We start from the raw sequence: 23,599 nt of genomic DNA on the forward strand, positions 1-23,599 counted from the left end.
GGATGCCGGCCCGAAGGGACGACTCTGATCCGCGGTACAGAAACCGTACGACGATCACCGGATCTTCGGAACCCGTTGACGGCAATCACTCAGCCGTGCTACTGCTCGGTGTCCCCGAAGCGTCGTCGGCGTCCCCCGGTGCGACCGCCCGCGACCACGCCGAGTCGGCCGCCGTGCTCGTGTCCGTCGGCTCCGGCGTCAGGACGAGCCCCGACCCGGACGTGGCCGAGGCGTACAGGTCCTCGAGCCAGCTGCGGTTGATCGACGGCACCCGGCTACCGGAGAACTTGAAGTGCAGGCTGACGTTCGGGTTCAGCCAGATCGTGCTGCGGCCGTTGCCGTGGATGACGTCGTCCTTCCACGAGAACGCGAACCGGTGCTCGCGTCGGAGCATGTTCACGATCACGATCTGCAGGTGTGTCATGGCGCGGTCGTCGATGCGGAGGTCGAGCGGCTGGCCGTCGTAGATGAGCTGACCCATGGCCCCTTCTACTCCATGGCGCCGGTGTGGTCGAGCGATCTCGCCCAGTTCGTGATCGTGGAGTCGAACCAGACGGCGTCGACGTTCCGCTCCCAGGCGTGTTCGGCGGGCTCGCTCACCGCCAACGTCACGGTGTCGGGGTGCGCGTCGGCGAACTCCCGACTGACGGCGAAGGGCACCGTGGTGTCCCCCGACGAGTGGATGAGCAGGGTCGGCGGCAGGCTCCGCGGCGCGTGCAACCAGGAGAGTGCGCGGACGTCCACGGGTGATCGGAGCCCGACGAGGCGGCACACGAGCGGCAGCGCCATCGCCCGGAGCGCGGCACCGACGACGAACCCGGGGAGCCCGGCACGACCGGCCTGGGAGCGCACCGTGGTCGCCCAGTCGAGCGCCGGCGACACGAGGACCAGTCCGACGAACCGGTCGCGGTGCGCCGACCGTGCCAGCAGCTCGTGGGTGATCGTCGCGCCCATCGACCAGCCCACGATGACGAGCCGTTCGGCCCCGTTCGCGACGGCGTGGTCGAGTGCGGCCTCGACGTCGGGCCACTCCCGGGCGCCGAGGTGCGAGGCACGGCCCTGCCAGGGCGCTTCGCCGTCGCCGCGGAACGACGGGACGATCGAGGTCCAGCCGGCCTCGAGTGCCGCCGGCACGGTCCGGAGCGCCGTCACGCGGGTGGTGCGGATGCCGTGCACGTGGACGGCCCAGGTGTCGGCGGGCGCGTCGGCGCCGGGCGCGTCGGCGCCGGGCGCGTCGGCGCCGGGCGCGTCGGCGCCGGGCGCGTCTGCGGTGGCCTGCGCGAGCTCGGCTTCGGGGCCACCGGGCCGGATGACCCACGCTGGCGCAGGACCCACGGGCGTCGGCAGGTCGACCTCCGCCCAGTCGACGTCCATCGCCGCGGGGTCCGGGTGCACGTGCCCGCTCCAACGCACCCGTGTCGACACGTCGCCCGTCGTCCGGACCACCGCACGCCGCACGGTGCCAGCGGCCTCGTCGACGTCGAGCACCGGTCCGACCGTGGTGTGCCCGGTGCCGTCGTGCCACAGGCCGTACTCCCCCGGGCGGACGGTGTCGTCGGTGATCGGGAGCCGGATCGAGTCGTCGGTCGTCTCGAGCACCGGGGTCCAGCGGTCGCCGCCGGGCAGCACGATCTTGCCGACGACCTTCCGCACCACGAGCAGGAACGCCGCCGCCAGCACGACGAGCACACCGAGCACCCACCAGACGATCGTCATCGCATCAGCCTCCGAGACTGCGGGTCAGGGTCAGTTCCGCCGAGCGCACCTGGGCGAGTTCGGCGTCGTCGAGGGTGCGGCCCTGCACCTCGGCGTCGCGGATCGCGATGACGAGGTCGTAGGTCCGTGCCTGCACGTCGCCGTCCCGTTCGACGGCGCGCAGTTCGTGGCGCCGGGCGATGCGGCGGAGCAGTCGGTGGTGCCGACGACACGTCACGTCCCGCCACCACCGGCGGAACGTCAGGGATGCCATCGCGACGACGATGAGGACGATGCCCAGGTAGAACGGCGGGTCGAAGCCCAGACGGAGTCCGTCCCGCAGCGCAGCGGGGAACCACCCGAAGTGGTCGGCGGTGAGGGAGAGCAGCTCGTCGATGCTCGCGATGACCACGAGCGAGAGCCCCACCCGGAAGACCACGAGCGCGACCGGGTTGCGCAGCACGCCGTACCGGAGCGTCGCGGCGGCGATCACGCCGACACCGACCATGTAGACCGACCCGTAGAGCCACATCGCCGGCTGGTGGATCTCCCGCACGATGAAGTGGAAGTCGGTGCCGCCCCGGTCGCGCACGGCGAAGAACGGGACGGCGAAGGCCACGACCACCACGAGGAGCGCGAGCGGGCTCGCCAACCCCGGCCGCTTCGGCAGATCGGACGTGCTCGCCCGGAGCATCAGCCAGAAGGCCGCCGTGGCGCACACGTTCTGCACCAGGTTGATGAGGTTCGTGCCCCCGAGGGCGCCGTCGAGCACGGTCTGCGGCACGACGCTGCCGAGCGTCAGCAGCCCGAGCGCACCGACGCCGGTCGCGCCCCAGGCGGCGCGGCCACGTGGGTTCCGCAGCACGTAGGGCGTGCGGGCGAGGAAGATCAGCGCCGCGCACCAGAAGGCGGCGGCGTGCAGGACGGCCATCAGCCGTAGGCCCGCTCGTCCGCGCTCGCGCTGCCGGCGAGCAGCACGGTCGCCAGCTCGTACGCGAACCGCTCGGCGAAGTGCTCGTCGTCGTCCGAGATGCTCACCAGTCCGGTGTCGCCGTCGAGGGCGCGGCGGCACACGTGCCCGCCCGAGGCGAACTCGGCGATCGAGGTGGTGGTCGGGGCTCCGGCGTCGCCGTGCACGAGGTGTCCGAGCTCGTGCAGGACGCAGTGCATCCGGTACAGCTCGGGAGCGCCGGCCGGCACCAGGACGAGGTTCTCGTGCTCGAACTGCGACACCAACGCGGTGAGCGGTCCCCAGCTCGGACCGTCGACGTCGACCACGCGGGTCGGCTTGCCGACGAACCGCCCGACCCCGGCAACCACGTCCGGGAGCCTCGGCGACGGAGGAAGGGTCGCGACGAGGGCACTGACGGTGTCCGACGCGCTCGAGCCCACTGCATCGCCCCTTTCGATCTCCGCGGACAGACTACCTGCACGTCCCCCTTGCGCACGAGGGTGGACAGTCGTAACGTACAACCAAATGGTTGCACGAACTGCACTGTCCGACGCCGAGGTCGACCGGGTGTTCCACGCACTGGCCGACGCGACCCGTCGTGACATCGTCCGACGCACGCTCGTCGGGTCCGCGTCCGTCAGTGACCTGGCGGACGCGTACTCGATGTCGTTCGCCGCCGTCCAGAAGCACGTCGCCGTCCTCGAAGGAGCCGGACTCGTGAGCAAGGAAGCACGCGGCCGCACCCGCATCGTGCGCGCCGAGCCGGCGCAGCTCGCCCGGGTCCGCGACCTGCTCGACGCCTACGGCGACCTCTGGCGGGGTCGGCTCGACCGCCTCGACACCCTGCTCGACACCGACAAGGAGCAATGATGCCCACCACGTCCGTCCACACCGATCCCGAGGCCCTCGCGCTGACGCTCGTCGCCGAGTTCCCCGTCCCGGTCGAGCGCCTCTGGGGCGCCTTCGCCGATCCCCGTCAGCTGGAACGCTTCTGGGGTCCGCCCGGCTTCCCCGCCACCTTCACGTCGTTCGACCTGCGGCCCGGCGGCCGCGCCGACTACCGGATGACGTCACCTCAGGGCGAGCGGTTCCACGCCGTCTGGCAGGTCACCGAAGTCGACGAGCCACGCCGCATCGTGTTCCGCGACCTCTTCACCGACGCCGACGGCGAGGTCGACGACGCGTTGCCGGCCAGCGAGACCGTCCTGTCGTTCGAGACCGTCGGAACCGGGTCGCGGGTGACCGTCCGGTCGTCGTTCGGGTCCACCGCCGACCTCGAGACGATGGTGGACATGGGCATGGTCGAGGGCTACGAGCAGGCCTTCGGACAGCTCGACGCCGTCCTCGCCGACCTGCGCGAGTACGCCCTGGGCAACGGCACCGTCACCGAGCTCGTCGACGACACCCACGTCCGCATCACGCGGGCCTTCGCAGCACCACGCCACCTGCTGTGGCGGGCGCACACCGAGCCCGAGCTCGTCCGGCAGTGGTTGCTCGGACCGGACGGGTGGGAGATGACGGTGTACGAGAACGACCTGACCCCGGGTGGCACGTTCCGGCAGGCGTGGGCGCCGACGGGAGACACCGAGGGCGAGCCGTTCGGGTTCGAGGGCGAGAACCTCGTCGTGGAACCGGAGCGGCGGATGGTGTCGACCGAGCGGATGACCGGTGCGCCGTTCCCGCCGAACACGAACGACCTGCAGTTCGACGAGGCCGACGGCGTCACCCTGCTGACGCTGCGCATCACCTACCCCGACCAGACGCAGCGCGACATGATCCTGGCCACCGGCATGACCGACGGCATGGAGACCAGCTACCAGCGTCTGGAACGCGAGGTCCTGTCCGCCACGTGACCAGCGGACGGACGGGAGGCCCGTGGCGGACCCGCCACGGGCCTCCCGTCCGTCGCGCGGAAGCGACAGATCCCTGCGAACGTTCCGCACAGATCTGACGCTTTCGCGGAGGGGTCAGGCCTGCGCGGAGGGGTCAGGCGTGCGCGGGGGGGGGGGGGGGGGGCAGGCCTGCGCGGAGGGGTCAGGCCTGCGCGGTCGCCTCGTAGTGGCGCGCGCCGCCGCGCACCCCGGCGAAGCGGTACGGCCCAGCCGTGACGCGCGGTCGCTCGACGTCGTCGCTCGTCGCGGCGCCGGTCGCGTGCAGCTCGCGGTACGCGTCCACGGTCAGCGGCACGCGGGCCGAGAGCAGCTGCCGGACCCGGCCGACCCGACGGTGCTCACGGTAGGACGGCTGCACGATGCCGGTGAGGAGCTCGCCGACGCTGCCCGAGCCGTAGCTGAACAGGGCGATGCGCTCACCCGCCAGGTCCTCGTCGAGGTCGAGGAGCGCGGCGAGCCCGATCCAGAGCGACGCCGTGTACGTGTTGCCGGTCTGCTTGTTGTACGTGAAGCCGACGAACAGCTCCGACTCGTCGAACGGCACGCCCACGTGCTGCGTCAGCTTCCGGTGGGCCTTGAGCGCCATCTTCGTGAACGGCTGGTGGTGGACGAAGCGCACGATGTCCTCGTACGCCGGTCCGCCCTGGTCCGCCAGGTCGTCCCAGGCGCCGACGAACGCATCGACGTAGGCGCTGACGGACAGACGGCCGTCGACCAGTGCGGTGGAGCGGTCGTTCGGACGCCAGAAGTCGTCGACGTCGGCGGTGAACACGCCCGCGGCCGGTTCGATCTCGATCAGGTCGGGGTCGGCGGACATCAGGATCGCGGCCGCACCGGCACCCTGCGTGGGCTCGGCGGCGGTGTCGACGTCGTAGCGGGCGACGTCGGCGGCGATGACGAGTACGCGCTCGTGCGGTGCCCGGGCGATGATGCCGAGCGCGAGCTGCACGGCGGCCATCCCGCCGTAGCAGGCCTGCTTCAGCTCGACGACGCGGACGTTCTTCGGCAGGCCGAGCAGTCCGTGCACGAAGACGCCGGCGGCCTTGGACTGGTCGACGCCGGACTCGGTGGCGAACAGCACGGTGCGGATGCCCTCGACACCGTGGCGGTCGATGACCTCCTTGGCCGCGGCGGCCCCCATCGTGACGATGTCCTCGTCCGGGGCGGGCACGCTGAAGGCGTCCTGGCCGATGCCGACGTGGTACTTCGCCGGGTCGACGCCGAGGCGCTCGGCCAGGTCGTCGAGCTCGAGCACGTGGTGCCCGGTCGCGATGGCGATGTCGTGGATGCCGATGCGCGTCATGCTGCGCCTCCGGCCTGCTTCGTGCCGCGTCGCTCCATGGCGACGTGGGCGGCCATCAGCTCACCCGGGTTCGTCTGGGCGGCGAGGAGCGAGAGCTCCCCGCACAGCACCGTGGCGGCGCACAGGGCAGCGAGACGACGGGCGTTCGCACCGGGCTCGCGGTCCTCGCGGCAGCCGAGGCGCACGAGGGCGTCCTCGACGACGGGCAGGTCCCCGCCCTTGCCGTTGCCGACCGTGCCGACGATCAGGTGCGGCAGTGAGGTGGCGAAGTACAGGTCGCCGTCGCGGTTCTCGGCACTCGTGATGCCCTGCGAGCCCTCGACGATGTTCGCGGCGTCCTGCCCGGTGGCCAGGTAGAAGCCGAGCAGCATGTTCGCGTAGTGCGCGTTCGCGGAGCGGAGCGCCCCGGCGATGGTCGAGCCGATGAGGTTCTTCGCGATGTTCAGTTCGACGATGCGCTCGGTGCTCGACCGCAGGCGCTTCTCGACGATCTCGCCGGGGATCACGATCTCGGCGATGGTGTTGCGGCCACGACCACGGATGCCGTTCACCGCGCTGGCCTTCTTGTCGGTGCAGAAGTTGCCCGACACGGACACGTAGCGCAGGCCCGGCTGCCACGCCAGGATCGCGGGCAGGAGCTTGTCCGCCGCCTGCGTGACCATGTTGTGGCCAGAGGCGTCACCGGTCGTGAACGCGAACCGCAGGAACAGTAGGTCACCGACGATCTCGGGGTGCACCTCGATGAGCTTCGCGAACCGGCTCTGCCCGGCGACCAGCGCCTCGAGCTCGTCCTGTCGCGCGAGGATCTGCCCCGCGGCGACGTGCGCCGCCGCGGCACTGGCTGCTCGGACGACGACCGAGCGGGTCATCCGCTCGTCGACGACGGTCGCGACGATGCCGTCGTCGACCATGCGCGAGATCCGTGCGCCGCGGCCGACGGACGGCCAGAGCGGCGACTCGTACGTGGCGAGCGGGACCTCGTGCTCGCCCTGGGCCGCGTTGCCGCTGATGCGGATCGGTCCGACCCACTTGGTCGGGATCGGCGTGAGCAGGTCACTCATCGAGGGCTCCTTCTGGTGCTCGCACCGCGACGCTGAGGTGTCTGATGTCGTGCGCCTCCCAGGCGCGGTGGATGCCGGCGGGGTCGATGTCCGCGGGGACGAGTGCGATGCCGCAGTCGCCGCCGCCGGCGCCGGACGGCTTCGCCGCTCCGCCGGCCGCCTCGACGACGTCGCACAGGGTCGCGAGGCGTTCGGTCTCGATCTTCGACCCGACCGAGTCGCCGAGGCGCTGCATCAGCACCCGGGCACGTCGGAGCGCGTCGAGCGTCTGCTCCGCGTCGCCGGTCTGGAGGCCCGTGGTCAGGTCGTCGACACAGCTGCGGCTCTCGTCGAGGAACGCCTGGTACCCGCCGTTGCGGTGCCGACGCACCACCCCGACGAGCTTCGTGGTCGAGGCCGGCGAGCCGGTCCAGCCGACCAGGAGCTGCAGGTTCTCGGGGGCCGGCAGCCGCTGGACGTCGAAGCCCGCCCACGCGTCGGCGTCGGTGAGGATGTCGGACACGCGGCGTTCGTCGACGAACGAGGCGAGGTGGTCGCGGTCCGGGGCGCTGTAGCGCAGCCACCCGCCGAAGGTGCTCGCGGCGAGGTCCCCGCCGGATGCCCGCGGGTTCACCCGGATGGTGGCGAGCAGGGCGACCTGGAAGCGCTGCCGCTGCGTCAGGCCGATCCCGTAGAAGCGGTCGAGGGCACCGACGGTCGCGACGGTCACCGCCGCCGAGGATCCGAGCCCGAACTTCCGGCCGCTGGCGTCGTCGAGCTGGCTCTCGATCCGCAGGTCGTGGAAGCGCGGGGCGATCCCCCGCTCGGCGCGGAGCTTCTCGACGAGGTCGATCGTCGCCATCACGTAGTCGTAGGGGTGGTGCTCGCGGTCCAGGGCGAGGCCGTCCTCGTCGCGCGTCCACGTCAGCGGCAGGTGGCCGTACTCCTCCGAGTGCACGCTGCCCGCACCGTGCGCCTCGGACACGCGTGCCGTGATGGCGCGGTCGAGGGCGATGAGGACGGACGGCTGGCCGGGCTCGACGACGGCGTACTCGCCGGCGACGAACAGCTTGCCGTGGGCGCGGAACTCGATCACTGCACGGACTCCTTCTGGTCGGGGCTGTCGCTCGCTGCGGCGACCCCGATCTCTTCGGAGCGGAGCACCCGAGCGGCAGGTCCGGTGCCGGACTCGATGACGTCGCCGAAGGACGCCAGCGCGGTGGCCACGGCGGAGCGGTCCTCGGGCCGGCAGAGCACGACCACGTTCGGGCCGGCGTCGGCGGTGGCGTAGGCCTCGAGCCCGGCGGCGCGGAGTTCGCCCACGGCGTCGAACACGGCGACGCTGCGCGCGTTGAGGTAGCGGATGGGCGGGAAGGCACCCTCGATCGTGGCGTGCATGCGCAGCGCGTTGCTCTCGGTGATCTCGCCGATGCGCGTGAAGTCGCCGGCTGCGCAGGCGTCGAGCATGTCGCCGACGGTCTCGGTGGTCGACGTGACCCACGCCGGGTAGAACGGCGACGTGGCGATGGTGCGCCGCATCGCCTCGCGCGAACCGATGGGCTTCGGTCCGGCGTCGATCGTCACGACCACCATGGCCATCGGCGGTGCCGGGATCGGCTCGGCGAAGGACCCCTGGTCGTCGCCGGCGTGCCACACGGCGACGCCGCCGGGGATCGACCGCGTCGCGGACCCCGAACCGCGTCGGGCCAGGCGGGAGAGGTCGCGCGGGGACAGGTCGATGCCGTACGCCGCCGAGGCCGCGGTGGCGAGCGCCGCGAACCCCGACGCGCTCGAGGCGAGTCCGGCACCGGTCGGCACGGTGTTCTCGGACACGACGGACGCGCGGGCGTCGCTGCCGGCGAGCTCCCGCACGAGGTCGAGGAACTGCTGGACGCGCACCAGGGCGCCGTCCTCGACGACGTGACCGTTCAGCGTGAACCGGTCACGCGCCTCCTGGCCGTCACCGGAGCCGCCGTCCACCGTGACGGTGGTCGTCGTGGGGAACACGTCGAGGCCCATGGAGACGCTGCCCGTGGCGGGCAGCGCGAGCTGCGCGTCCGCCTTGCCCCAGTACTTGACGAGGGCGATGTTGGGGTGCGCGACGGCGGTGGCGGTCATCAAGCGCGGGCTCCGATCGTGGTGGTCCAGGTGGCTGCGGCCCCTGCGCCGCGGAGTGCGGCCGCGATGCGGTCCGCGTGGTCGTCGTCCGCGGCGAGTGCGAGCACGCACCCGCCCCGCCCGCCGCCGGTCAGCTTCGCGCCGAGGGCGTCCGCAGCACGTGCGGCGTCGACGAGCCGGTCCAGGTCGGCACTCGACACGTCGAGTGCGCTGAGCAGGTCGTGCGCGGCGTCCATCGTGGCACCGAGCCCCTGTGCGTCGCCAGCCTCGAGTGTCCCCCGTGCCCGCCGTGCGAGCGCGCCGATCCGGTCGATGACCGCGTCGACGGCGACCGGGTCCTGGTCGTGCCGTTCCCGCACGGCCGCGACCGCCTGCCGGGTGTGGCCGGGGACACCGGTGTCGGCGACGACGAAGGTGAAGCGGGCCCCGAGGGCGACGGGCTCGATGCGGCCGCCCTCGAACCAGACCGGCACCGCGGCGACGACACCGCGGGCGTCGAGTCCTGACGGGCGGCCGTGGGCGACCCGCTCGCACTCCTGGATGAGGTCGTGGTGGGTCTCGGCGTCGAGGGTCTCGCCGAGGGCGTCCGCGACGGCTGCCGTCACGGCGGCGGCGACCGCTGCGCTCGACCCCATGCCCCGGGCGGTCGGGACCTCGCTGTCGACCCGGACGTGGAAGTGCCGGTCGGTGACGCCGAAGTGTCGCAGGGTCGCGGTGACGGCGGTGACGGTCGGCATCACGGCTGCAGGTGCGAGGTCGAGCGGCCCCGTGTGCACCGTGGACTCGAGGGTGTGCCCGACGACCGTGCCGGTGGCCTCGTCGACGCCGGCGGTGACGGGGCTCACGGTCGCGACGACCCGGGCGTCGAGCACCGGCAGGACGAGTGCGGGTGCGCCGTAGACCACGGCGTGCTCACCGATCAGGATCGTCTTGCCGTGGGACGACGCGGTCCCGGAGCCGGGGGTCGTGGTGGAGTCGAGGTCGCTGCTGGTCATCGTGGGTCACGTCAGCCTAACCGTCCGGGCCAGAGTACGTGTTGGGTTGTGCACAACCGAGTTGCGTGCGATCCTGGTGGCATGCCCGTGACCGACGAGATGGTGTGCTTCTCCCTCTACGCAGCGAGCCGCGCGACCACGCAGGCGTACCGCTCGCTGCTCGAACCCTGGGGACTGACCTACCCGCAGTACCTCGTGCTCGTGACCCTGTGGATCGAGGGCGACCAGACCGTCTCGAGCCTCGGTGACCACCTGCAGCTCGACTCCGGCACCCTGTCGCCCCTGCTCCGCCGCATGGAGCAGTCCGAGCTGGTCCGCCGCGAGCGCCGCAGCGCCGACGAGCGCGTCGTGACGATCATGCTCGGCGACCGCGGCCGCACCATCCGTGCCGACCTCGCGCACATCCCGGCGACGATCGCCGCCGGCATGGGGCTCCCCGACGAGCAGGCCGCCACGGAGCTCATCGCGACCCTGCACCGGCTGACCGAGACGATGCACGCCGCGGCCACGAACGACACCGCCGCGACGCCCGACCGCGCCGCCGCGGACCACTGACCCCACGAAGGAAGGAACACCATGGAAGCCCTCTACACCGCCGAGGCCCTCGCCACGGGTGACGGCCGCAACGGCCACGTCGCCACGAGCGACGGCACGGTCGAGTTCGACCTCGCCATCCCCAAGGAGATGGGCGGCTCCGGCAACGGCGCGAACCCCGAGCAGCTCTTCGCCGCCGGGTACGCCGCCTGCTTCCACTCCGCGCTGCAGGGCGTCGCCCGCAGCCAGAAGGTCAAGATCGCCGACTCGTCCGTCGGCGGCCGCGTCCAGATCGGCCCGAACGGCGAGGGCGGCTTCCAGCTCGCCGTCCTGCTCGAGGTCGTCCTGCCCGGCCTGGAGCACGACCAGGCCCAGGCCCTCGCCGACGCCGCGCACCAGGTCTGCCCGTACTCGAACGCGACCCGCGGCAACATCGACGTCACCATCACCGTCTCGGAGGACTGAGCATGACCGACACCACCCCCACCACCATGCGCGCCGTCGTCCACGAGACCTTCGCCGAGCCCGCCGAGGTCCTCGGCGTCCAGGAGCGCCCGGTGCCCACGCCCGGCGCCGGCGAGGTCCTCGTCCGCACGGTCCTCTCCCCCATCCACAACCACGACCTGTGGACCGTCCGCGGCACCTACGGCTTCAAGCCCGAGCTGCCCGCAGCCTCCGGCACCGAGGCGCTCGGCGTCGTCGAGTCCCTGGGCGAGGGCGTCACGAACCTGACGGTCGGCCAGCGCGTCGCCGGCGGCGCCTTCGGCGTCTGGGCCGAGTACTACACCGCGAACGCCGCCGGGCTCGTCCCGGTGCCGGACGCCATGACCGACGAGGCCGCGGCACAGCTCGTCTCGATGCCGTTCAGCGCCATCAGCCTGCTGCACTCGCTCGACCTGCACGAGGGCGACTGGCTGATCCAGAACGCCGCGAACGGTGCCGTCGGGCGCATGGTCGCCCAGCTCGGCGCGGCCCGCGGCATCAACGTCATCGGCCTGGTGCGTCGCGCCGCCGGTGTCGAGGAGCTGCGCGAGCAGGGCATCGAGCGCATCGTCGCCACCGACGCGGACGACTGGAAGGACCAGGTCGCCGCGATCACCGGAGGCGCTCCGATCGTCGCCGGTGTCGAGTCCGTGGGCGGCAAGGCCGCCGGCGACATCGCCAGCGTGCTCGGTGAGAACGCCACCCTCGTCGTCTTCGGCGCGATGGCCTCGCCCACGCTCGAGATCCCGTCGGGCAAGGTCATCTTCGGCCAGCTCACCGTGAAGGGCTTCTGGGGCAGTGTCGTCAGCAAGACGATGCCGGCCGAGACGAAGGGTCAGCTCTTCGGCGAGCTCATCACCCGCGTGCTCGACGGCTCGCTGACGCTCCCCGTCGCCGAGACCTTCGCGTTCGAGGACGTCCGCGACGCCGTGCGTGCCTCGGACACCGCCGGCCGCGTCGGCAAGGTGCTCCTGCGCCCGTAGACGCGACAGCGTGACGGACGGGAGGCCCGGTGCCAGCTGGCACCGGGCCTCCCGTCCGTCTGCACGCGCGATCACCGCGCCACGCGCGTGACCTAGCCGCGCGACGCCTTCTGCGGGACCGTGAAGATGTTGCCGGTGGTGACGCCCTCTTCCACCTCTTCGAGGGTGCGGCCGCGGCTCTCCGGCACGAACTTCCAGATGAAGAGCAGTGCGAGCAGACCGACGACGCCGAAGCCGAAGAACGTCCCGGTGATGCCGGTGGCGGCGACGATGGTCGGGAAGTAGAGCCCGAGGAACGCGTTGGCGATCCAGAGGCAGAACACCGAGATGCCCATGCCGAGCGCGCGGATCTGGGTCGGGAAGATCTCCGACAGCACCACCCACACGGCGATGTTGAGGAAGGTCTGCATCGAGCCGACGAACGCGACGACGAGGAACAGGATCACCCACGGACGAGCCGGGTTGCCCTCGGGGAGTGCGACCGAGGCGATGCCGATCAGGAAGTGGCAGACCGTCGTGAGCGAGAACCCGATGATCAGGGTCGTCCGGCGGTTGATCTTCTCCATGTTGTACAGCGCGATGACGCCACCGACCACGGCGATCACGCCGGGGGCGATGTTCGCGATGAGGGCTGCCGACGCCTGGAACCCGGACTCGATGAGGACGGTCTGGCCGTAGTACATGATCGAGTTGATGCCGGTGAGCTGCTGGGCGACGCCGAGCCCGGCACCGATGAGCACGATGCGGATGAGCCACTTGTTGCCGCGCAGCGTCTGCCACCCGCTGACGCGATCGGCCTTCGCCTCGAGGTCGTTGCTCCGCTTGATGTCGTCGAGCTCGGCGGTCGCACGCTCCGTGGTGCGGACCTGCTGCAGGACGGACAGCGCTTCGTCGTACCGCCCCTTCGACGCGAGCCAGCGCGGCGACTCCGGCACCCGGAGCATGCCGACGAAGAGTGCGATGGCAGGGAGCGCACAGACGGCCAGCATGACGCGCCAGACGCCGTTGCCCTCACCCCACAGGTTGCCGATGATGGCGTTGACCACGAACGCGGCGAGCTGCCCGATCACGATCATGAGCTCGTTGCGGCCGGACAGCGAACCCCGGATCTCGTACGGCGCGAGTTCGGCGAGGAACACCGGGACGACGGTCGATGCACCACCCACCGCGAGGCCGAGGAGGACACGGCCGACGACGATGACGCCGAACGTCGGTGCGAAGACGCAGATCAAGGTGCCGAGGAAGAACGTCACGGCGAGGGCGATGATCGTCTTGCGACGCCCCCACCCGTCGGCGATGCGGCCGCCGAGCATGGCACCGATCGCGGCGCCGAACAACAGGGAGCTGGTGACGACGCCCTCGGTGAAGTTCGTGAGGCCGAGCTCGGCCTTCATCGGGTTCAGGGCACCGTTGATGACACCGGTGTCGTACCCGAAGAGCAGCCCGCCGAACGTGGCGACCAGGGCCAGGACGCCGAGGCGGCGTCGGTGTGGTCCGGTCCCGATCGGGGGCAGTGCGACAGTCGGGGCTGTCGGCTTGATGTCGACCATTCGGTGACTCCTTCGTCGGTGATCGCGCTTCAGTGCGTGCACCGATGGTAACCCGAATCCATGTCCTGTCAATTGGACATTCTGTCGTCAGGACGATTGGATCGGTCCACATAACGCCTGATCAGAGCGGGAGCGCTCCAACGCACTCCGGGTGAGCGTCAGGACTCGTCGGGCTCCGGGCTGTCCCCCAGCACGTCGCCGAGCGAGGCCATGTCCGCGCCGTGGTCGGTGTAGCGCCGGACGGTCCGTCGAGCAGCTGCGCTCGCGGCACCGGACAGCGCCGGGTTGCGTCGCGCGGCGTCGGCCACCCGGCCCGCGTGCCCCGCCGTCGAGAGCAGCACGTTCGCCAGTGCTCGGGCGTCACCGCGCTCGGGCACCCCGGTGACCGTCCACGCCGTGCGCACCTGGGCGTCCGGCGTCACACCCCGTCGCGTGCCCATGCGGTGCCAGTCGGACAGCACGCCCTCGGTCCGGGAGGCCGCCCGGTCGGCCTCGCCCGCTCGACGGCGCGCGGCGTCACGCGCGTCGGATTCGCTCGCGCCCTCGACCGTGTCGTACCGGTCGGTGAGGCCGTCGGCCCGGCGCCGGACACTCTCTGCCCGTTCACGAGCAGCGCCGTCGTCACCGCCTTCTTCTGCGATGCGGGCGGCGTGCGCGGCGGCAGCCGCGGCGAGGATCTCCGAACGCTCCATGGCCTCGACGGTAGCCGTTCCGACCGACACCGGCGACCGCTCAGACGATCGACACGTCCCAGCCGAGGTCGGCTGCCCGGTCACCGAGGACCCGGGCGTTCGCGCCGCACACCGACTCGGTCGATCCGGTCGGGTAGTAGCGACGGATGGCTGCTTCCGGGACGAACCGACCACCGAGCGGATCCGTGGCGGCATCACGCACGCTCCACCACCGATCGGTCGCCTGCGCGATCGCCGTCTCGAGCGGGACCTCGACGGTGACGATGCGCAGCTTCTCGTAGCCGGCGTCGTCGAGCTCGGCGAGGAGGTCGTCGAGGTAGTCCACGCTCGACAGGGTGCCGTGCACGACGACGTTCTCGCCGTTGCGGAGGGCGCGGCGGCGCAGCGTGTCGGCCACGGTGGTCGACTCGGCGTGCACGAACCCGGCGATCTCACGCAGCTGCACCGGCCGGTCGTCGGCCAGGCGGCGAGCCGTCCACCGGTCCACCAGACCGTCCGCCTGTGCGCGCAGGAGCAGCGGGTCCTTGAACTCGTCGGCGTCGATCGAACGGTACCCGCACAGCTCCGGCATCCGCTCCAGGGCGGTCGACTTCCCCGACCCCGGCGGCCCGGCCGTCACGACCACCGCGAGCGAGCCGTCGGTGACCGGCGACGGGGTGAGCGCGCGGTGCTCCTCGAGCACGGACTCGTGGAACCGCAGGCGGCTCGCCTCGTACAGGAAGCCATCCGGTGCGTAGATCGTCCTGGTGCTCGCGCCTGCCGTGTCCGACCAGGGGTTGTCGAGCGAGTCGGCCCGGAGCGCACGGCCCAGCTCGACGGCCACCCGGTCGCGGAGTTCCGTCACCGGGTGCGCTTGCGGGCCTGCCGCTCGGCGATCGCCCGGCGGACGGTCTCGTACTCGACCTCGGACAGGAGGCCGTCCTGGAACGCCGCCGCGAGTTCCTTCGTGGTGCCGGTGGCCGAGGCGGCACCGTCGAACGCCGCACCACGCTTCGGGGTGCGGTGCGTCAACGCCATCGACGACAGCTCGCGCAGCATCGTCTCCGAGTCGATCTGGCCGCCTTCGCGCCGGGAGATGACCTCACGCGGAGACGGCCGCTTCGTGGTCAGGGTCCGGCGGGAGAGTCTCCGCGAGACCTCGGGCTGGGAGATCCCGGCGAGCTTCGCGATCTCGCGCTGCGGGACGCCGAGGTCGGCGAGCTTGAAGATCCCGCGCCGCAGTTCCATCTCGGCGTGGTGTTGCTGCTCACGACTGTGCAGGACGTGCTCGACCGCCGCACGGACGGTCGCGGGCGCACTGTCGGTCCGACCGGCCAACGCGCGCACGACGGCTTCTGTGTCGGGTCGACGGGGGTCTGACCCACCGCGTCGCCCGGGGACCACCCTGACGCCCATGACCACCTGCTCTCGTTGATACCGATGGTATCACTCGTCGTGGACGACGGAGGATCCGCGGAACGTCTGCAGACACTGGACGGAGGCGCTGCGTTCGCCCCGGGGACACCGCGCGGTTAGCATCGAGCTGAGGGGGAATCATGAACCGGACGCTCGCGATCGGGGTCGTCGTCGCGGCCACCGTGGCACTGTCGGGGTGCTCGCTGCTGCGCGGGTCGGACCGAGCCCTCCCCGCCCCGTCCACCCCGGCGACGACGCCGACCCCGTCGGCCACCCCGACACCGACGCCCGACGCCGACCCGGAGGGCGACCTCCTCGAGTCGTCGGCCCACCCCCGCACGCCGACCCCGGAACCGACCGAGTCGGCGGCCCCGGCTCCGACGCTGACGCCGATCCCCGCCGGGACCGTCCTCGCCCAGGGTGACGTCGCGTCCCCGAAGGGCAGCGTGCACTTCCGGTTCCGCGTGGTCGCGGTCGGCGACGACACGTTCACCGCCCAGTACTCCGGCTTCACCTCGACCCTGCCGGTGCCGGTCGGGGTCGGCCTGTTCGACCTGCCGCGCGCGGTCGGCGACGGCCTGACCTACCCCGGCGTCGGCGACCGGACGCTCGGTGGGTCGACCAGCACGGCGACCGCGGCGGAGGTCCCGCTGAGCGGATCCGGCGTCGACCCGTCGCACCTCACCACGCTCGTGACCTACTCCGCGGCGGCTCCGGGGCAGGAGGTCCCGGTCGAGATCGGGGCCGGCAAGGTGCTCGCGGTGACGACCGTGCGGTGGTCCGTCCCGGCGCGGCAGACGAACGTGCACCCGGAGGACGCCGGCGCCCGGGCGAACGCGACGGGTCCGGTCACCGCGACGACGACGGGCGGGGCGCCGCGGTCGTACACGGTCGCGCCGGACGACCTCATCGGCGACGTCGCCGCCCGCTTCGGCATCAGCGTGCGGGCGCTCGTCTGGCTCAACGAGGGCGTGCAGGTGTTCGGGACGGACCAGCACCTGTACGAAGGAACGATGCTCAACCTCGACCCGCTCGCTCGCTGACCGCGGCGGTGACCCCTCTGCGAAAGTGACACTCGTCCGCGGAACATCGGCGCACATCTGTCGCTTTCGCGGGCCTGACGGCGCTCCGTCGGGCGCAACTGTCGCCGTGGCAGCGACCGGCAGACGGACGGGAGGCCCGTGGCGGATCCGCCACGGGCCTCCCGTCCGTCAGGTGGGCACCTCGCTACTTGCGCAGCTCCAGGTACTTCGCGATGAGCGCCTTGGTCGAGGCGTCCTGCGCGTCGAGCGCGGCCTGGTCGCCCTCGACGGCGGGCGTGACCTGCAGCGCCAGCTGCTTGCCGAGCTCCACGCCCCACTGGTCGAACGAGTCGATGCCCCAGATCGTGCCCTCGGTGAACACGATGTGCTCGTAGAGCGCGATGAGCTGGCCGAGCACGCTCGGGGTGAGCTCCGGCGCCAGGATCGACGTCGTCGGCTTGTTGCCCGGGAACGTGCGCGCCGCGACGATGCCCTCGTCGGTGGTGCCCTCGGCCCGGACCTCGTCGGCGCTCTTGCCGAACGCGAGCGCCTTGGTCTGCGCGAAGAAGTTCGCCAGGAACAGCGTGTGCACGTCGGTGCCGGGTGCGACGCCCTTGCCGTCACCGGTCTCGTCCTTGAGCGGACGGGCCGGGTTCGCGACCGTGATGAAGTCGGCCGGGATCAGGCGGGTGCCCTGGTGGATGAGCTGGTAGAACGCGTGCTGGCCGTTCGTGCCGGGCTCGCCCCAGAAGACCTCGCCGGTCCCGGTGGTGACGGGCGAGCCGTCCCAGCGGACGCGCTTGCCGTTCGACTCCATGGTGAGCTGCTGCAGGTACGCGGCGAAGCGGTGCAGGTACTGCGTGTACGGCAGGACCGCGTGGCTCTGCGCATCGAGGAAGTTCGTGTACCAGACGTTGAGCAGGCCCATCAGGACCGGGACGTTCTGCTCGAGCGGCGTGGTGCGGACGTGCTCGTCGATGGCGTGGAAGCCGGCGAGGAACTGCTCCCAGTTCTCCTGGCCGATCGCGACGATGACGCTCGTGCCGATCGCGGAGTCGACGGAGTATCGGCCGCCCACCCAGTCCCAGAACCCGAAGGCGTTCTCGGGGTCGATGCCGAAGGCCTCGACCTTGTCGAGCGCGGTGGAGACGGCGACGAAGTGCTTCGCGACGGCGTTCGTCTTCTCGTCGTCACCGGCGTCGGTCAGGCCGAGCCGCTCCCACAGCCACTGGCGTGCGAGGCGCGCGTTCGTCAGGGTCTCGAGGGTGCCGAAGGTCTTCGATGCGACGATGAACAGCGTGGTCTCGGGGTCGAGGTCCACGGTCTTCTCGTAGATGTCCGCGGGGTCGATGTTCGACACGAAGCGCGCTTCGAGGCCGGGCTGGACGTACGGCTTGAGTGCTTCGTAGACCATGACGGGGCCGAGGTCGGACCCACCGATGCCGATGTTGACGACGGTCTCGATGCGCTTGCCGGTGACACCGGTCCACGAGCCGTCACGCACCTGCGACGCGAACGCGTAGACCTTGTCGAGCGTGGCGTGCACGTCGGCGTCGACGTCTTGGCCGTCGACGGTCAGCGGCGCCGCCGGGACGAGCCCCTCGGTCGCCTTCGGACGGCGGAGCGCGGTGTGCAGGACGGCACGGTCCTCGGTGACGTTGATGTGCTCGCCGGACAGCATCGCCTGGAAGCGCTCGGCGACGCCGGTGTCCTTCGCGACCTGCAGCAGGGCGGCGAGGATGTCCTCGGTGACGAGGCCCTTCGACAGGTCCACGGTCAGGTCGGCTGCCTGGAACGTGTACTGCTCGGCACGGCCGGGGTCGCTGTCGAACCACCCGCGCAGGTCAGGGGTGAAGTCGGCAGCGATGCTGTCGAGCTTCTTCCAGCCTTCGGTCGATGTGGGGTCGACGGGAGCGGATTCGGTCACTTCGGTCCTCCTGGGATCACGTTCGAGACGTACAGCCCGCAGGTCACCGCACCAGTGCGTCGCGGACCGTCTTCGAGCGTAGTGCCGTCGGCACCGTGGTGCGCACCGCCGGACGGGAGGCACGGGGCGCGTTCGCTGCGCGCGTCACGTCCGGCGGGTGGTCGACCTCAGGGCCGGGGTGCGAAACGCCGCAGCCGCAGGCTGTTCGTCACGACGAACACCGACGAGAACGCCATGGCGGCGCCGGCGAGTACCGGGTTGAGCAGCCCCGCCATCGCGAGCGGGATCGCCGCCACGTTGTACGCGAACGCCCAGAACAGGTTGCCCTTGATGATGCCGAGCGTGGCGCGCGACAGTCGGACGGCATCGGCGACGACGGTGAGCCGACCGCTCACGACCGTGATGTCACTGGCCGCGATCGCGGCGTCGGTGCCGGCCCCCATCGCGATGCCGAGGTCGGCCGCGGCGAGCGCCGCAGCGTCGTTGACGCCGTCACCGACCATGGCCACGCTCCGCCCCTGGGCCTGCATGCCCCGGACGGCGTCGAGCTTGCCGGCCGGGGTCGCGCGGGCGTGCACCTCGTCGATGCCGACCCGTGCGGCGACGGCCCGTGCGGCGCCGTCGTTGTCGCCGGTGAGCAGGACGGGGTGCAGACCGAGGGCCACGAAGCGCGCGACCGCGTCGGCTGCCTCGGGCTTCACGGTGTCGCCGACGACCACGACGCCCAGCACGCGGCCGTTCCGCGCGACGACGACCGCGGTGCCCCCGTCGGCCTCGGCGGCGGTGATCGCGGCCGAGGCGTCGTCGGGCACGACGACCGCCCAGGACGCGGCGAGCCAGCCGGTCCCGCCGACGAGCACGACGTCGCCGTCCACGACGGCCTGCACGCCGGCGCCGGGGGTGGAGTCGAACTGCTCGGCGGCCGGGACGTCGAGCTGCCGGGCCGTCGCGGCCCGCACGACCGCTCGTGCCACGGGGTGTTCCGATCCGTGCTCGACGGCGGCGGCCAGTCGGAGCACGGCGTCCGCGTCGAGGGTCGCGTCCATCGAGGTCACGGCGCGCAGGGTCATCTCGCCGGTGGTGACGGTGCCGGTCTTGTCGAGCACGATGGTGTCGACGCCACGGGTCCGTTCGAGCACCTGCGGGCCACCGATCAGGATGCCGAGCTGGGACCCGCGGCCGGTGCCGACGAGCAGTGCGGTCGGCGTCGCGAGTCCGAGGGCGCACGGGCAGGCGATGATGAGCGTGGCGACGGCCGCGGTGAACGCCGCCGTGACCGAGCCGCCGAGCACGAGCCAGCCGACGAACGCCAGCACGGCGAGCCCGATGACGATCGGCACGAAGACGCCGGAGACCCGGTCGGCCAGGCGTTGGACGTCGGCCTTGCCGGTCTGCGCGTCCTCGACGAGCCGTCCCATCCGGGCGAGCTCGGTGTCGGCGCCGACGCGGGTGACGGCGACCACGAGCCGGCCGCCGACGTTGATCGTCGCGCCGGTCACCCGGTCGCCCGGTCCGACCTCGACCGGGACGGATTCGCCGGTGACCATGCTGCGGTCCACGGCCGAGGACCCGTCCTGCACGAGGCCGTCGCTGGGGATCCGCTCCCCTGGCCGCACGACGACGACGTCCCCGACGACGAGCGCCGACGCGGCGACCCGCTGCTCGACGCCGTCGCGCAGCACCGTGGCCTCCTTCGCGCCGAGTTCGAGCAGGGCGCGGAGTGCCGCCCCGGACTGCTTCTTGGCGCGGGCCTCCATGTACCGGCCGGCCAGGATGAACACCGTCACGGCCGCGGCGACCTCGAGGTACAGGTCGGTCGCCTCGGGGTCGGTCGCGATCCACGAGAACGTCATGTGCATGCCGGTGGTGCCGGCGTCGCCGAAGAAGAGGGCGTAGAGGGACCAGCCGAAGGCCGCCAGCACACCCACACTGACCAGGGTGTCCATGGTCGCGGCACCGTGTCGGGCGTTCACCCACGCGGCGCGGTGGAACGGGAGCGCACCCCACACCGCGACGGGCGCGGCGAGCGTCAGCGCGAGCCACTGCCAGTTCGGGAACTGCAGGACCGGCACCATCGAGAGCAGGACGACCGGCACGGCCAGGACCGTCGACACGACGAGTCGTCGGCGCAGCGCACCGGCCGGGTCGTCGGCGTCGTCGTCCGGCTCCGTCGTGTCGGCCGGCGGCGCGGGGACGGTCGCACCGTAGCCCGCGGACTCGACGGCGGCGATGAGGGCAGCGGGGTCGGCGGGGCCGTCCGCGGCGACCTGCACCTGTGCCTTCTCGGTGGCGTAGTTGACGGTGGCGGTGACCCCGGGGAGCTTGCCGAGCTTCCGTTCGATGCGGTTCGCGCACGAGGCGCAGGTCATGCCCGTGATGTCGAGCTCGACGATGCCGTCCGTCACGACGGCACGACCTCGTACCCCGCCTCGGCGACCGCACCGCGGAGGGCACCGGCGTCGACGGGTGCGTCCGAGGTGACGGTCACCGACGAGGCACCGCCGGGGACGAGCGCGACGGCGACGTCGGACACCCCCTCGAGTTCGGTGAGTTCCTCGGTCACGCTCAGCACGCAGTGCTCGCAGGTCATGCCCTCGACGAGCAGCAGTTCGGTGGTCACGGTGTCTCCTCCTGTGGTTCGGGTGCGGGCGGCGGTCACGAGCGCACGAGCCGGGCGATGGCCTGGCTCGCCTCGCGGACCTTCTCGTCCGCGGCGTCGCCGCCCTCGGCGACCGCCTCGGCGACGCAGTGCTTGAGGTGGTCCTCGAGCAGCGACAGCGCCACGCGTTCGAGCGCCCGGTTCGCCGCCGAGATCTGGGTGAGGACGTCGATGCAGTACGTCTCGTCCTCGACCATGCGGGCGATGCCGCGTACCTGGCCCTCGGCGCGACGGAGCCGCTTGAGCAGGTCGTCCTTGTCGCCGATGTACCCGACGTGTTCGTGCATGGTGGCCTCCACGGTCCTCAATACGGTACCCCCCTAGGGTATTCCCTCCGATCGACCCGCGGACACGAACGAGGGTATTCACCTCGCCGTGCCGTCGATGTCATGATTTCGACCATGACCGATCCGGCGACGAACGGCTTCCGCAGACTGCGGTTCGCCGACGGCGACGGTTCCGACTACTCCGACATCTTCGAGGCGGAGTACCACGGGTCCGACTTCGCCTCGGAGACGTACGCGACGAACGACACCCGCTACGAGTACACGGTGGTGGGCGACGACGACCTGACGCTGCGGACCATGCGCGCCGAGGGTGGGCGACGCGGCGGGGTGATCGGGGCGCGGGAGGACCACGTGGTCTTCTGGCTCACCAGGGGCCGACTCGAGATGCACTTCCCCGACCGCACGCGCGTGGTCGAGCCGGGCAGTCCGTACATCGCGAGTGCGTCCGAGGCGTACCGCTTCGAGTCCGACGGCACCGTCTACAACGGGGTGCACATCGCCGACTCGTTCCTGCGGACCGTGGGGCGCGACCTCGGCTACCGACTGCCGGACGGCCCGCTGCTGTTCGAGCAGCAGGACGAGGTCATCGCCCGCCGCGAACCCCTGCGCCACCTGATCGGGGAGCTGGGCCCGGCTCTCGTGGACGACCGCGTGGTCGGTCCGATGCGGACGGCCCTGAACCGTCGCCTGGCGATCGTCGTGCTCGACACCTTCCCGATCCGCAACCGCGGCGACGACGTCCCCGTCGCGAACCGCCTGCGCGACGCGATCCGCTACGTCGAGCAGCACGCGGCCGAACGTCCGGCGGTGTCGGACATCGCCGCGGCGTGCGGGCTCAGCCAGCGGGGACTGCAGGACGTGTTCGCCCGCACCCTCGACTCCACGCCGCACCGGTTCCTGCGCGAGCACCGGCTCGACCGTGCCCGGAGTGAGCTCCTGCGCGCGGGCGACGACCGGGCCCCCGGTGCGGACGGGGTCGCCGTGGTCGCGCGCCGGTGGGGCTTCACCAACCCGGGCCGGTTCGCCACCGCCTACCGCGAGCGGTTCGGCGAGGACCCCGCCACCACGCTCCGCACGTCGCTGTCCGCACGCCCCGACAGCGGTCGGTCGTCGTGGCGCGTCCGCCGCGCGGTCGCGTTCATCGAGGAGCACACCGACGAGGACCTCCCCCTGCAGGACATCGCCGACGCCGCCGGGGTCCTGCCGCGACGCCTGCAGCAGCTCTTCCGGGCCGAGCGGGGCGAGTCCCCGATGGCGTGCGCCCGGGCGATCCGCGCCGCTGCAGAACGCAACGCGGCGGACGGAACACGCGAAACCGCCTGAACGGACGGCCAGGGGGGTACAGCAACATCCCCGTGTTTCCGGGGATTCCTGGATTTCCGCCGAATCCGAAAAGTCATGTGTGACGAATCTCTGGTGCAGCCCGTCTCATCCGTGAACAGCAACCGCTGGGAACGCCCGGCGGGTCACTCGGAAGGAACGAACCATGGCTGACTCCATCACCACCACCCCGGCAACCACCGCTGCGGCCCGTGCCACCTCGCACGCCGGCTCGAACAGCGGCGTCACCGGCAAGACCGTCATCGACGACACCGTCGTGTCGAAGGTCGCCGGCATCGCGGCCCGCGAGGTCAACGGCGTGCACTCGCTCGGCGGCGGCGCTGCCCGTGCGATCGGCGCCCTCCGCGACGCGATCGGCCAGCGCGACTTCGGTCAGGGCGTCAAGGTCGAGGTCGGCGAGAAGCAGGTTGCCGCGGACATCGTCATCGTCGCCGAGTACCCGGTGTCGCTCCAGCAGGTCGCCGACGGCGTCCGCAGCAGCGTCGCACGTGCCCTCGAGCAGATCGTCGGCATGGAGGTCGCCGAGGTCAACGTGACCGTCCAGGACGTCTTCATCCCGGGTGACGACGACGACAACGACAACGACGAGAAGAAGGAAGCGCGAGTCGCATGAGCAACACACTGATCGGTGCCCTCATCGGCGCCGTCCTCGCAGTCGTCGCACTGCAGTTCGGGTTCTGGGGCTTCGTCCTGGTCATCGTCTTCGGTGCGATCGGGGCCCTCGTGGCCGC

The 23,599-nt window shown here is 71.6% G+C and carries 25 protein-coding genes; 8 read left to right on the forward strand and 17 right to left on the reverse strand.

Annotated features, from left to right (window positions below):
- Positions 1–85: 85 nt before the first annotated feature.
- The 4 genes from EDF40_RS07605 to EDF40_RS07620 are packed head-to-tail and all read right to left on the reverse strand — an operon-like array spanning position 86 to position 3,015.
- Positions 86–481 (reverse strand): ATP-dependent DNA ligase, encoded by a 396-nt coding sequence (locus EDF40_RS07605; protein WP_123338525.1) that lies wholly within the window; start codon positions 479–481, stop codon positions 86–88.
- Positions 482–489: 8 nt separating this feature from the next.
- Positions 490–1,716 (reverse strand): S9 family peptidase, encoded by a 1,227-nt coding sequence (locus EDF40_RS07610; protein WP_123338524.1) that lies wholly within the window; start codon positions 1,714–1,716, stop codon positions 490–492.
- A gap of 4 nt (positions 1,717–1,720) precedes the next feature.
- The gene (locus EDF40_RS07615; RefSeq protein ID WP_123338523.1) at positions 1,721–2,626 is read right to left on the reverse strand and encodes a hypothetical protein; all 906 of its coding nucleotides are present in this window, start codon (positions 2,624–2,626) and stop codon (positions 1,721–1,723) included.
- Positions 2,626–3,015 carry a hypothetical protein gene (locus tag EDF40_RS07620; protein WP_123938427.1) on the reverse strand — a complete coding sequence of 130 codons (390 nt, stop codon included), beginning with the start codon at positions 3,013–3,015 and terminating at the stop codon, positions 2,626–2,628. The genes EDF40_RS07615 and EDF40_RS07620 overlap by 1 nt, the downstream gene beginning before the upstream one ends.
- A 157-nt stretch (positions 3,016–3,172) precedes the next feature.
- Here EDF40_RS07620 and EDF40_RS07625 point away from each other — a divergent pair, with 157 nt between their 5' ends.
- Together EDF40_RS07625 and EDF40_RS07630 are read left to right on the forward strand one after the other, a co-directional pair.
- Positions 3,173–3,517, forward strand: coding sequence for a helix-turn-helix transcriptional regulator (locus EDF40_RS07625; protein ID WP_123338522.1), 345 nt, complete (start codon positions 3,173–3,175; stop codon positions 3,515–3,517).
- Positions 3,517–4,500: an SRPBCC family protein gene (locus EDF40_RS07630; RefSeq protein WP_123338521.1), complete on the forward strand. Its 984-nt coding sequence runs from the start codon at positions 3,517–3,519 to the stop codon at positions 4,498–4,500. Before EDF40_RS07625 ends, EDF40_RS07630 begins: the two co-directional genes overlap by 1 nt.
- A gap of 181 nt (positions 4,501–4,681) precedes the next feature.
- On the opposite strand, the gene EDF40_RS07635 is transcribed toward EDF40_RS07630, so the two are convergent.
- From EDF40_RS07635 to mvk, 5 genes are read right to left on the reverse strand one after another with little or no spacing between them, the layout of a single operon-like run.
- The gene (locus EDF40_RS07635; RefSeq protein WP_123338493.1) at positions 4,682–5,842 is read right to left on the reverse strand and encodes a hydroxymethylglutaryl-CoA synthase; all 1,161 of its coding nucleotides are present in this window, start codon (positions 5,840–5,842) and stop codon (positions 4,682–4,684) included.
- On the reverse strand, positions 5,839–6,903 hold the full coding sequence (locus EDF40_RS07640) for a hydroxymethylglutaryl-CoA reductase (protein ID WP_123338492.1): 1,065 nt from the start codon (positions 6,901–6,903) through the stop codon (positions 5,839–5,841). The genes EDF40_RS07635 and EDF40_RS07640 overlap by 4 nt, the downstream gene beginning before the upstream one ends.
- Positions 6,896–7,978: a phosphomevalonate kinase gene (locus EDF40_RS07645; protein WP_111084745.1), complete on the reverse strand. Its 1,083-nt coding sequence runs from the start codon at positions 7,976–7,978 to the stop codon at positions 6,896–6,898. The genes EDF40_RS07640 and EDF40_RS07645 overlap by 8 nt, the downstream gene beginning before the upstream one ends.
- Entirely contained in the window at positions 7,975–9,000 is a 1,026-nt protein-coding gene (gene mvaD / locus EDF40_RS07650; protein WP_260212490.1) for a diphosphomevalonate decarboxylase, read from the reverse strand. Before mvaD ends, EDF40_RS07645 begins: the two co-directional genes overlap by 4 nt.
- Positions 9,000–9,995: a mevalonate kinase gene (gene mvk / locus EDF40_RS07655; RefSeq protein WP_123338490.1), complete on the reverse strand. Its 996-nt coding sequence runs from the start codon at positions 9,993–9,995 to the stop codon at positions 9,000–9,002. Before mvk ends, mvaD begins: the two co-directional genes overlap by 1 nt.
- Positions 9,996–10,076: 81 nt before the next feature.
- Between mvk and EDF40_RS07660 the strand changes: the two genes are divergently transcribed.
- From EDF40_RS07660 to EDF40_RS07670, 3 genes are read left to right on the forward strand one after another with little or no spacing between them, the layout of a single operon-like run.
- On the forward strand, positions 10,077–10,550 hold the full coding sequence (locus EDF40_RS07660; protein ID WP_185002882.1) for a MarR family winged helix-turn-helix transcriptional regulator: 474 nt from the start codon (positions 10,077–10,079) through the stop codon (positions 10,548–10,550).
- Positions 10,551–10,571: 21 nt separating this feature from the next.
- Complete coding sequence (locus EDF40_RS07665) at positions 10,572–10,994, forward strand: organic hydroperoxide resistance protein (protein ID WP_123338489.1); 423 nt, start codon at positions 10,572–10,574, stop codon at positions 10,992–10,994.
- A gap of 26 nt (positions 10,995–11,020) precedes the next feature.
- Positions 11,021–11,995 (forward strand): zinc-binding dehydrogenase, encoded by a 975-nt coding sequence (locus EDF40_RS07670; RefSeq protein WP_185002892.1) that lies wholly within the window; start codon positions 11,021–11,023, stop codon positions 11,993–11,995.
- Between the two features lie 92 nt (positions 11,996–12,087).
- Here EDF40_RS07670 and EDF40_RS07675 read toward each other — a convergent pair whose 3' ends face one another.
- From EDF40_RS07675 to EDF40_RS07690, 4 genes are all read right to left on the reverse strand, one after another.
- Positions 12,088–13,545 (reverse strand): sugar porter family MFS transporter, encoded by a 1,458-nt coding sequence (locus EDF40_RS07675; protein WP_123338487.1) that lies wholly within the window; start codon positions 13,543–13,545, stop codon positions 12,088–12,090.
- Positions 13,546–13,703: 158 nt separating this feature from the next.
- A complete protein-coding gene (locus EDF40_RS07680) occupies positions 13,704–14,237 on the reverse strand; it encodes a hypothetical protein (protein ID WP_123338486.1) in 534 nt (177 codons plus the stop codon).
- Positions 14,238–14,277: 40 nt separating this feature from the next.
- Complete coding sequence (locus tag EDF40_RS07685; RefSeq protein WP_123338485.1) at positions 14,278–15,081, reverse strand: zeta toxin family protein; 804 nt, start codon at positions 15,079–15,081, stop codon at positions 14,278–14,280.
- Positions 15,078–15,563 carry a hypothetical protein gene (locus tag EDF40_RS07690; protein ID WP_123338484.1) on the reverse strand — a complete coding sequence of 162 codons (486 nt, stop codon included), beginning with the start codon at positions 15,561–15,563 and terminating at the stop codon, positions 15,078–15,080. Before EDF40_RS07690 ends, EDF40_RS07685 begins: the two co-directional genes overlap by 4 nt.
- Before the next feature lie 209 nt (positions 15,564–15,772).
- Here EDF40_RS07690 and EDF40_RS07695 point away from each other — a divergent pair, with 209 nt between their 5' ends.
- Positions 15,773–16,675, forward strand: a complete 903-nt coding sequence (locus EDF40_RS07695) for a LysM domain-containing protein (RefSeq protein ID WP_123338483.1) — start codon at positions 15,773–15,775, stop codon at positions 16,673–16,675.
- A 184-nt stretch (positions 16,676–16,859) separates the two neighbouring features.
- Here the strand turns inward: EDF40_RS07695 and pgi are convergent, their stop codons facing one another.
- The 4 genes from pgi to EDF40_RS07715 form a co-directional block, all read right to left on the reverse strand.
- Positions 16,860–18,581, reverse strand: coding sequence for a glucose-6-phosphate isomerase (gene pgi / locus EDF40_RS07700; RefSeq protein ID WP_123338482.1), 1,722 nt, complete (start codon positions 18,579–18,581; stop codon positions 16,860–16,862).
- Positions 18,582–18,748: 167 nt separating this feature from the next.
- A complete protein-coding gene (locus EDF40_RS07705) occupies positions 18,749–20,950 on the reverse strand; it encodes a heavy metal translocating P-type ATPase (protein ID WP_395863123.1) in 2,202 nt (733 codons plus the stop codon).
- Between the two features lie 32 nt (positions 20,951–20,982).
- Positions 20,983–21,201, reverse strand: coding sequence for a heavy-metal-associated domain-containing protein (locus EDF40_RS07710; RefSeq protein WP_333925306.1), 219 nt, complete (start codon positions 21,199–21,201; stop codon positions 20,983–20,985).
- A 35-nt stretch (positions 21,202–21,236) separates the two neighbouring features.
- Entirely contained in the window at positions 21,237–21,527 is a 291-nt protein-coding gene (locus tag EDF40_RS07715) for a metal-sensitive transcriptional regulator (protein WP_111084793.1), read from the reverse strand.
- Positions 21,528–21,641: 114 nt separating this feature from the next.
- On the opposite strand from EDF40_RS07715, the gene EDF40_RS07720 reads away from it, so the two are divergent.
- Positions 21,642–22,850 (forward strand): helix-turn-helix domain-containing protein, encoded by a 1,209-nt coding sequence (locus tag EDF40_RS07720; protein ID WP_185002885.1) that lies wholly within the window; start codon positions 21,642–21,644, stop codon positions 22,848–22,850.
- A 163-nt stretch (positions 22,851–23,013) separates the two neighbouring features.
- The gene (locus EDF40_RS07725; protein ID WP_123353902.1) at positions 23,014–23,481 is read left to right on the forward strand and encodes an Asp23/Gls24 family envelope stress response protein; all 468 of its coding nucleotides are present in this window, start codon (positions 23,014–23,016) and stop codon (positions 23,479–23,481) included.
- Positions 23,482–23,599: the final 118 nt, after the last annotated feature.

Source organism: Curtobacterium sp. PhB170 (assembly GCF_003752345.1).
Lineage (GTDB): Bacteria > Actinomycetota > Actinomycetes > Actinomycetales > Microbacteriaceae > Curtobacterium.

Bases quoted from the DNA above. Each gene is read 5' to 3' on its own strand.
- EDF40_RS07665 (WP_123338489.1), top strand. From the start codon at position 10,572: ATGGAAGCCCTCTACACCGCCGAGGCCCTCGCCACGGGTGACGGCCGC.
- EDF40_RS07615 (WP_123338523.1), bottom strand. From the start codon at position 2,626: ATGGCCGTCCTGCACGCCGCCGCCTTCTGGTGCGCGGCGCTGATCTTC.
- EDF40_RS07625 (WP_123338522.1), top strand. From the start codon at position 3,173: ATGGTTGCACGAACTGCACTGTCCGACGCCGAGGTCGACCGGGTGTTC.
- mvaD (WP_260212490.1), bottom strand. From the start codon at position 9,000: ATGACCGCCACCGCCGTCGCGCACCCCAACATCGCCCTCGTCAAGTAC.
- EDF40_RS07725 (WP_123353902.1), top strand. From the start codon at position 23,014: ATGGCTGACTCCATCACCACCACCCCGGCAACCACCGCTGCGGCCCGT.
- EDF40_RS07715 (WP_111084793.1), bottom strand. From the start codon at position 21,527: ATGCACGAACACGTCGGGTACATCGGCGACAAGGACGACCTGCTCAAG.
- EDF40_RS07705 (WP_395863123.1), bottom strand. From the start codon at position 20,950: ATGACCTGCGCCTCGTGCGCGAACCGCATCGAACGGAAGCTCGGCAAG.
- EDF40_RS07660 (WP_185002882.1), top strand. From the start codon at position 10,077: ATGCCCGTGACCGACGAGATGGTGTGCTTCTCCCTCTACGCAGCGAGC.
- EDF40_RS07635 (WP_123338493.1), bottom strand. From the start codon at position 5,842: ATGACGCGCATCGGCATCCACGACATCGCCATCGCGACCGGGCACCAC.
- EDF40_RS07610 (WP_123338524.1), bottom strand. From the start codon at position 1,716: ATGACGATCGTCTGGTGGGTGCTCGGTGTGCTCGTCGTGCTGGCGGCG.
- EDF40_RS07670 (WP_185002892.1), top strand. From the start codon at position 11,021: ATGCGCGCCGTCGTCCACGAGACCTTCGCCGAGCCCGCCGAGGTCCTC.
- EDF40_RS07680 (WP_123338486.1), bottom strand. From the start codon at position 14,237: ATGGAGCGTTCGGAGATCCTCGCCGCGGCTGCCGCCGCGCACGCCGCC.
- mvk (WP_123338490.1), bottom strand. From the start codon at position 9,995: ATGACCAGCAGCGACCTCGACTCCACCACGACCCCCGGCTCCGGGACC.
- EDF40_RS07605 (WP_123338525.1), bottom strand. From the start codon at position 481: ATGGGTCAGCTCATCTACGACGGCCAGCCGCTCGACCTCCGCATCGAC.
- EDF40_RS07675 (WP_123338487.1), bottom strand. From the start codon at position 13,545: ATGGTCGACATCAAGCCGACAGCCCCGACTGTCGCACTGCCCCCGATC.
- EDF40_RS07640 (WP_123338492.1), bottom strand. From the start codon at position 6,903: ATGAGTGACCTGCTCACGCCGATCCCGACCAAGTGGGTCGGACCGATC.
- EDF40_RS07720 (WP_185002885.1), top strand. From the start codon at position 21,642: ATGACCGATCCGGCGACGAACGGCTTCCGCAGACTGCGGTTCGCCGAC.
- EDF40_RS07630 (WP_123338521.1), top strand. From the start codon at position 3,517: ATGCCCACCACGTCCGTCCACACCGATCCCGAGGCCCTCGCGCTGACG.
- EDF40_RS07695 (WP_123338483.1), top strand. From the start codon at position 15,773: ATGAACCGGACGCTCGCGATCGGGGTCGTCGTCGCGGCCACCGTGGCA.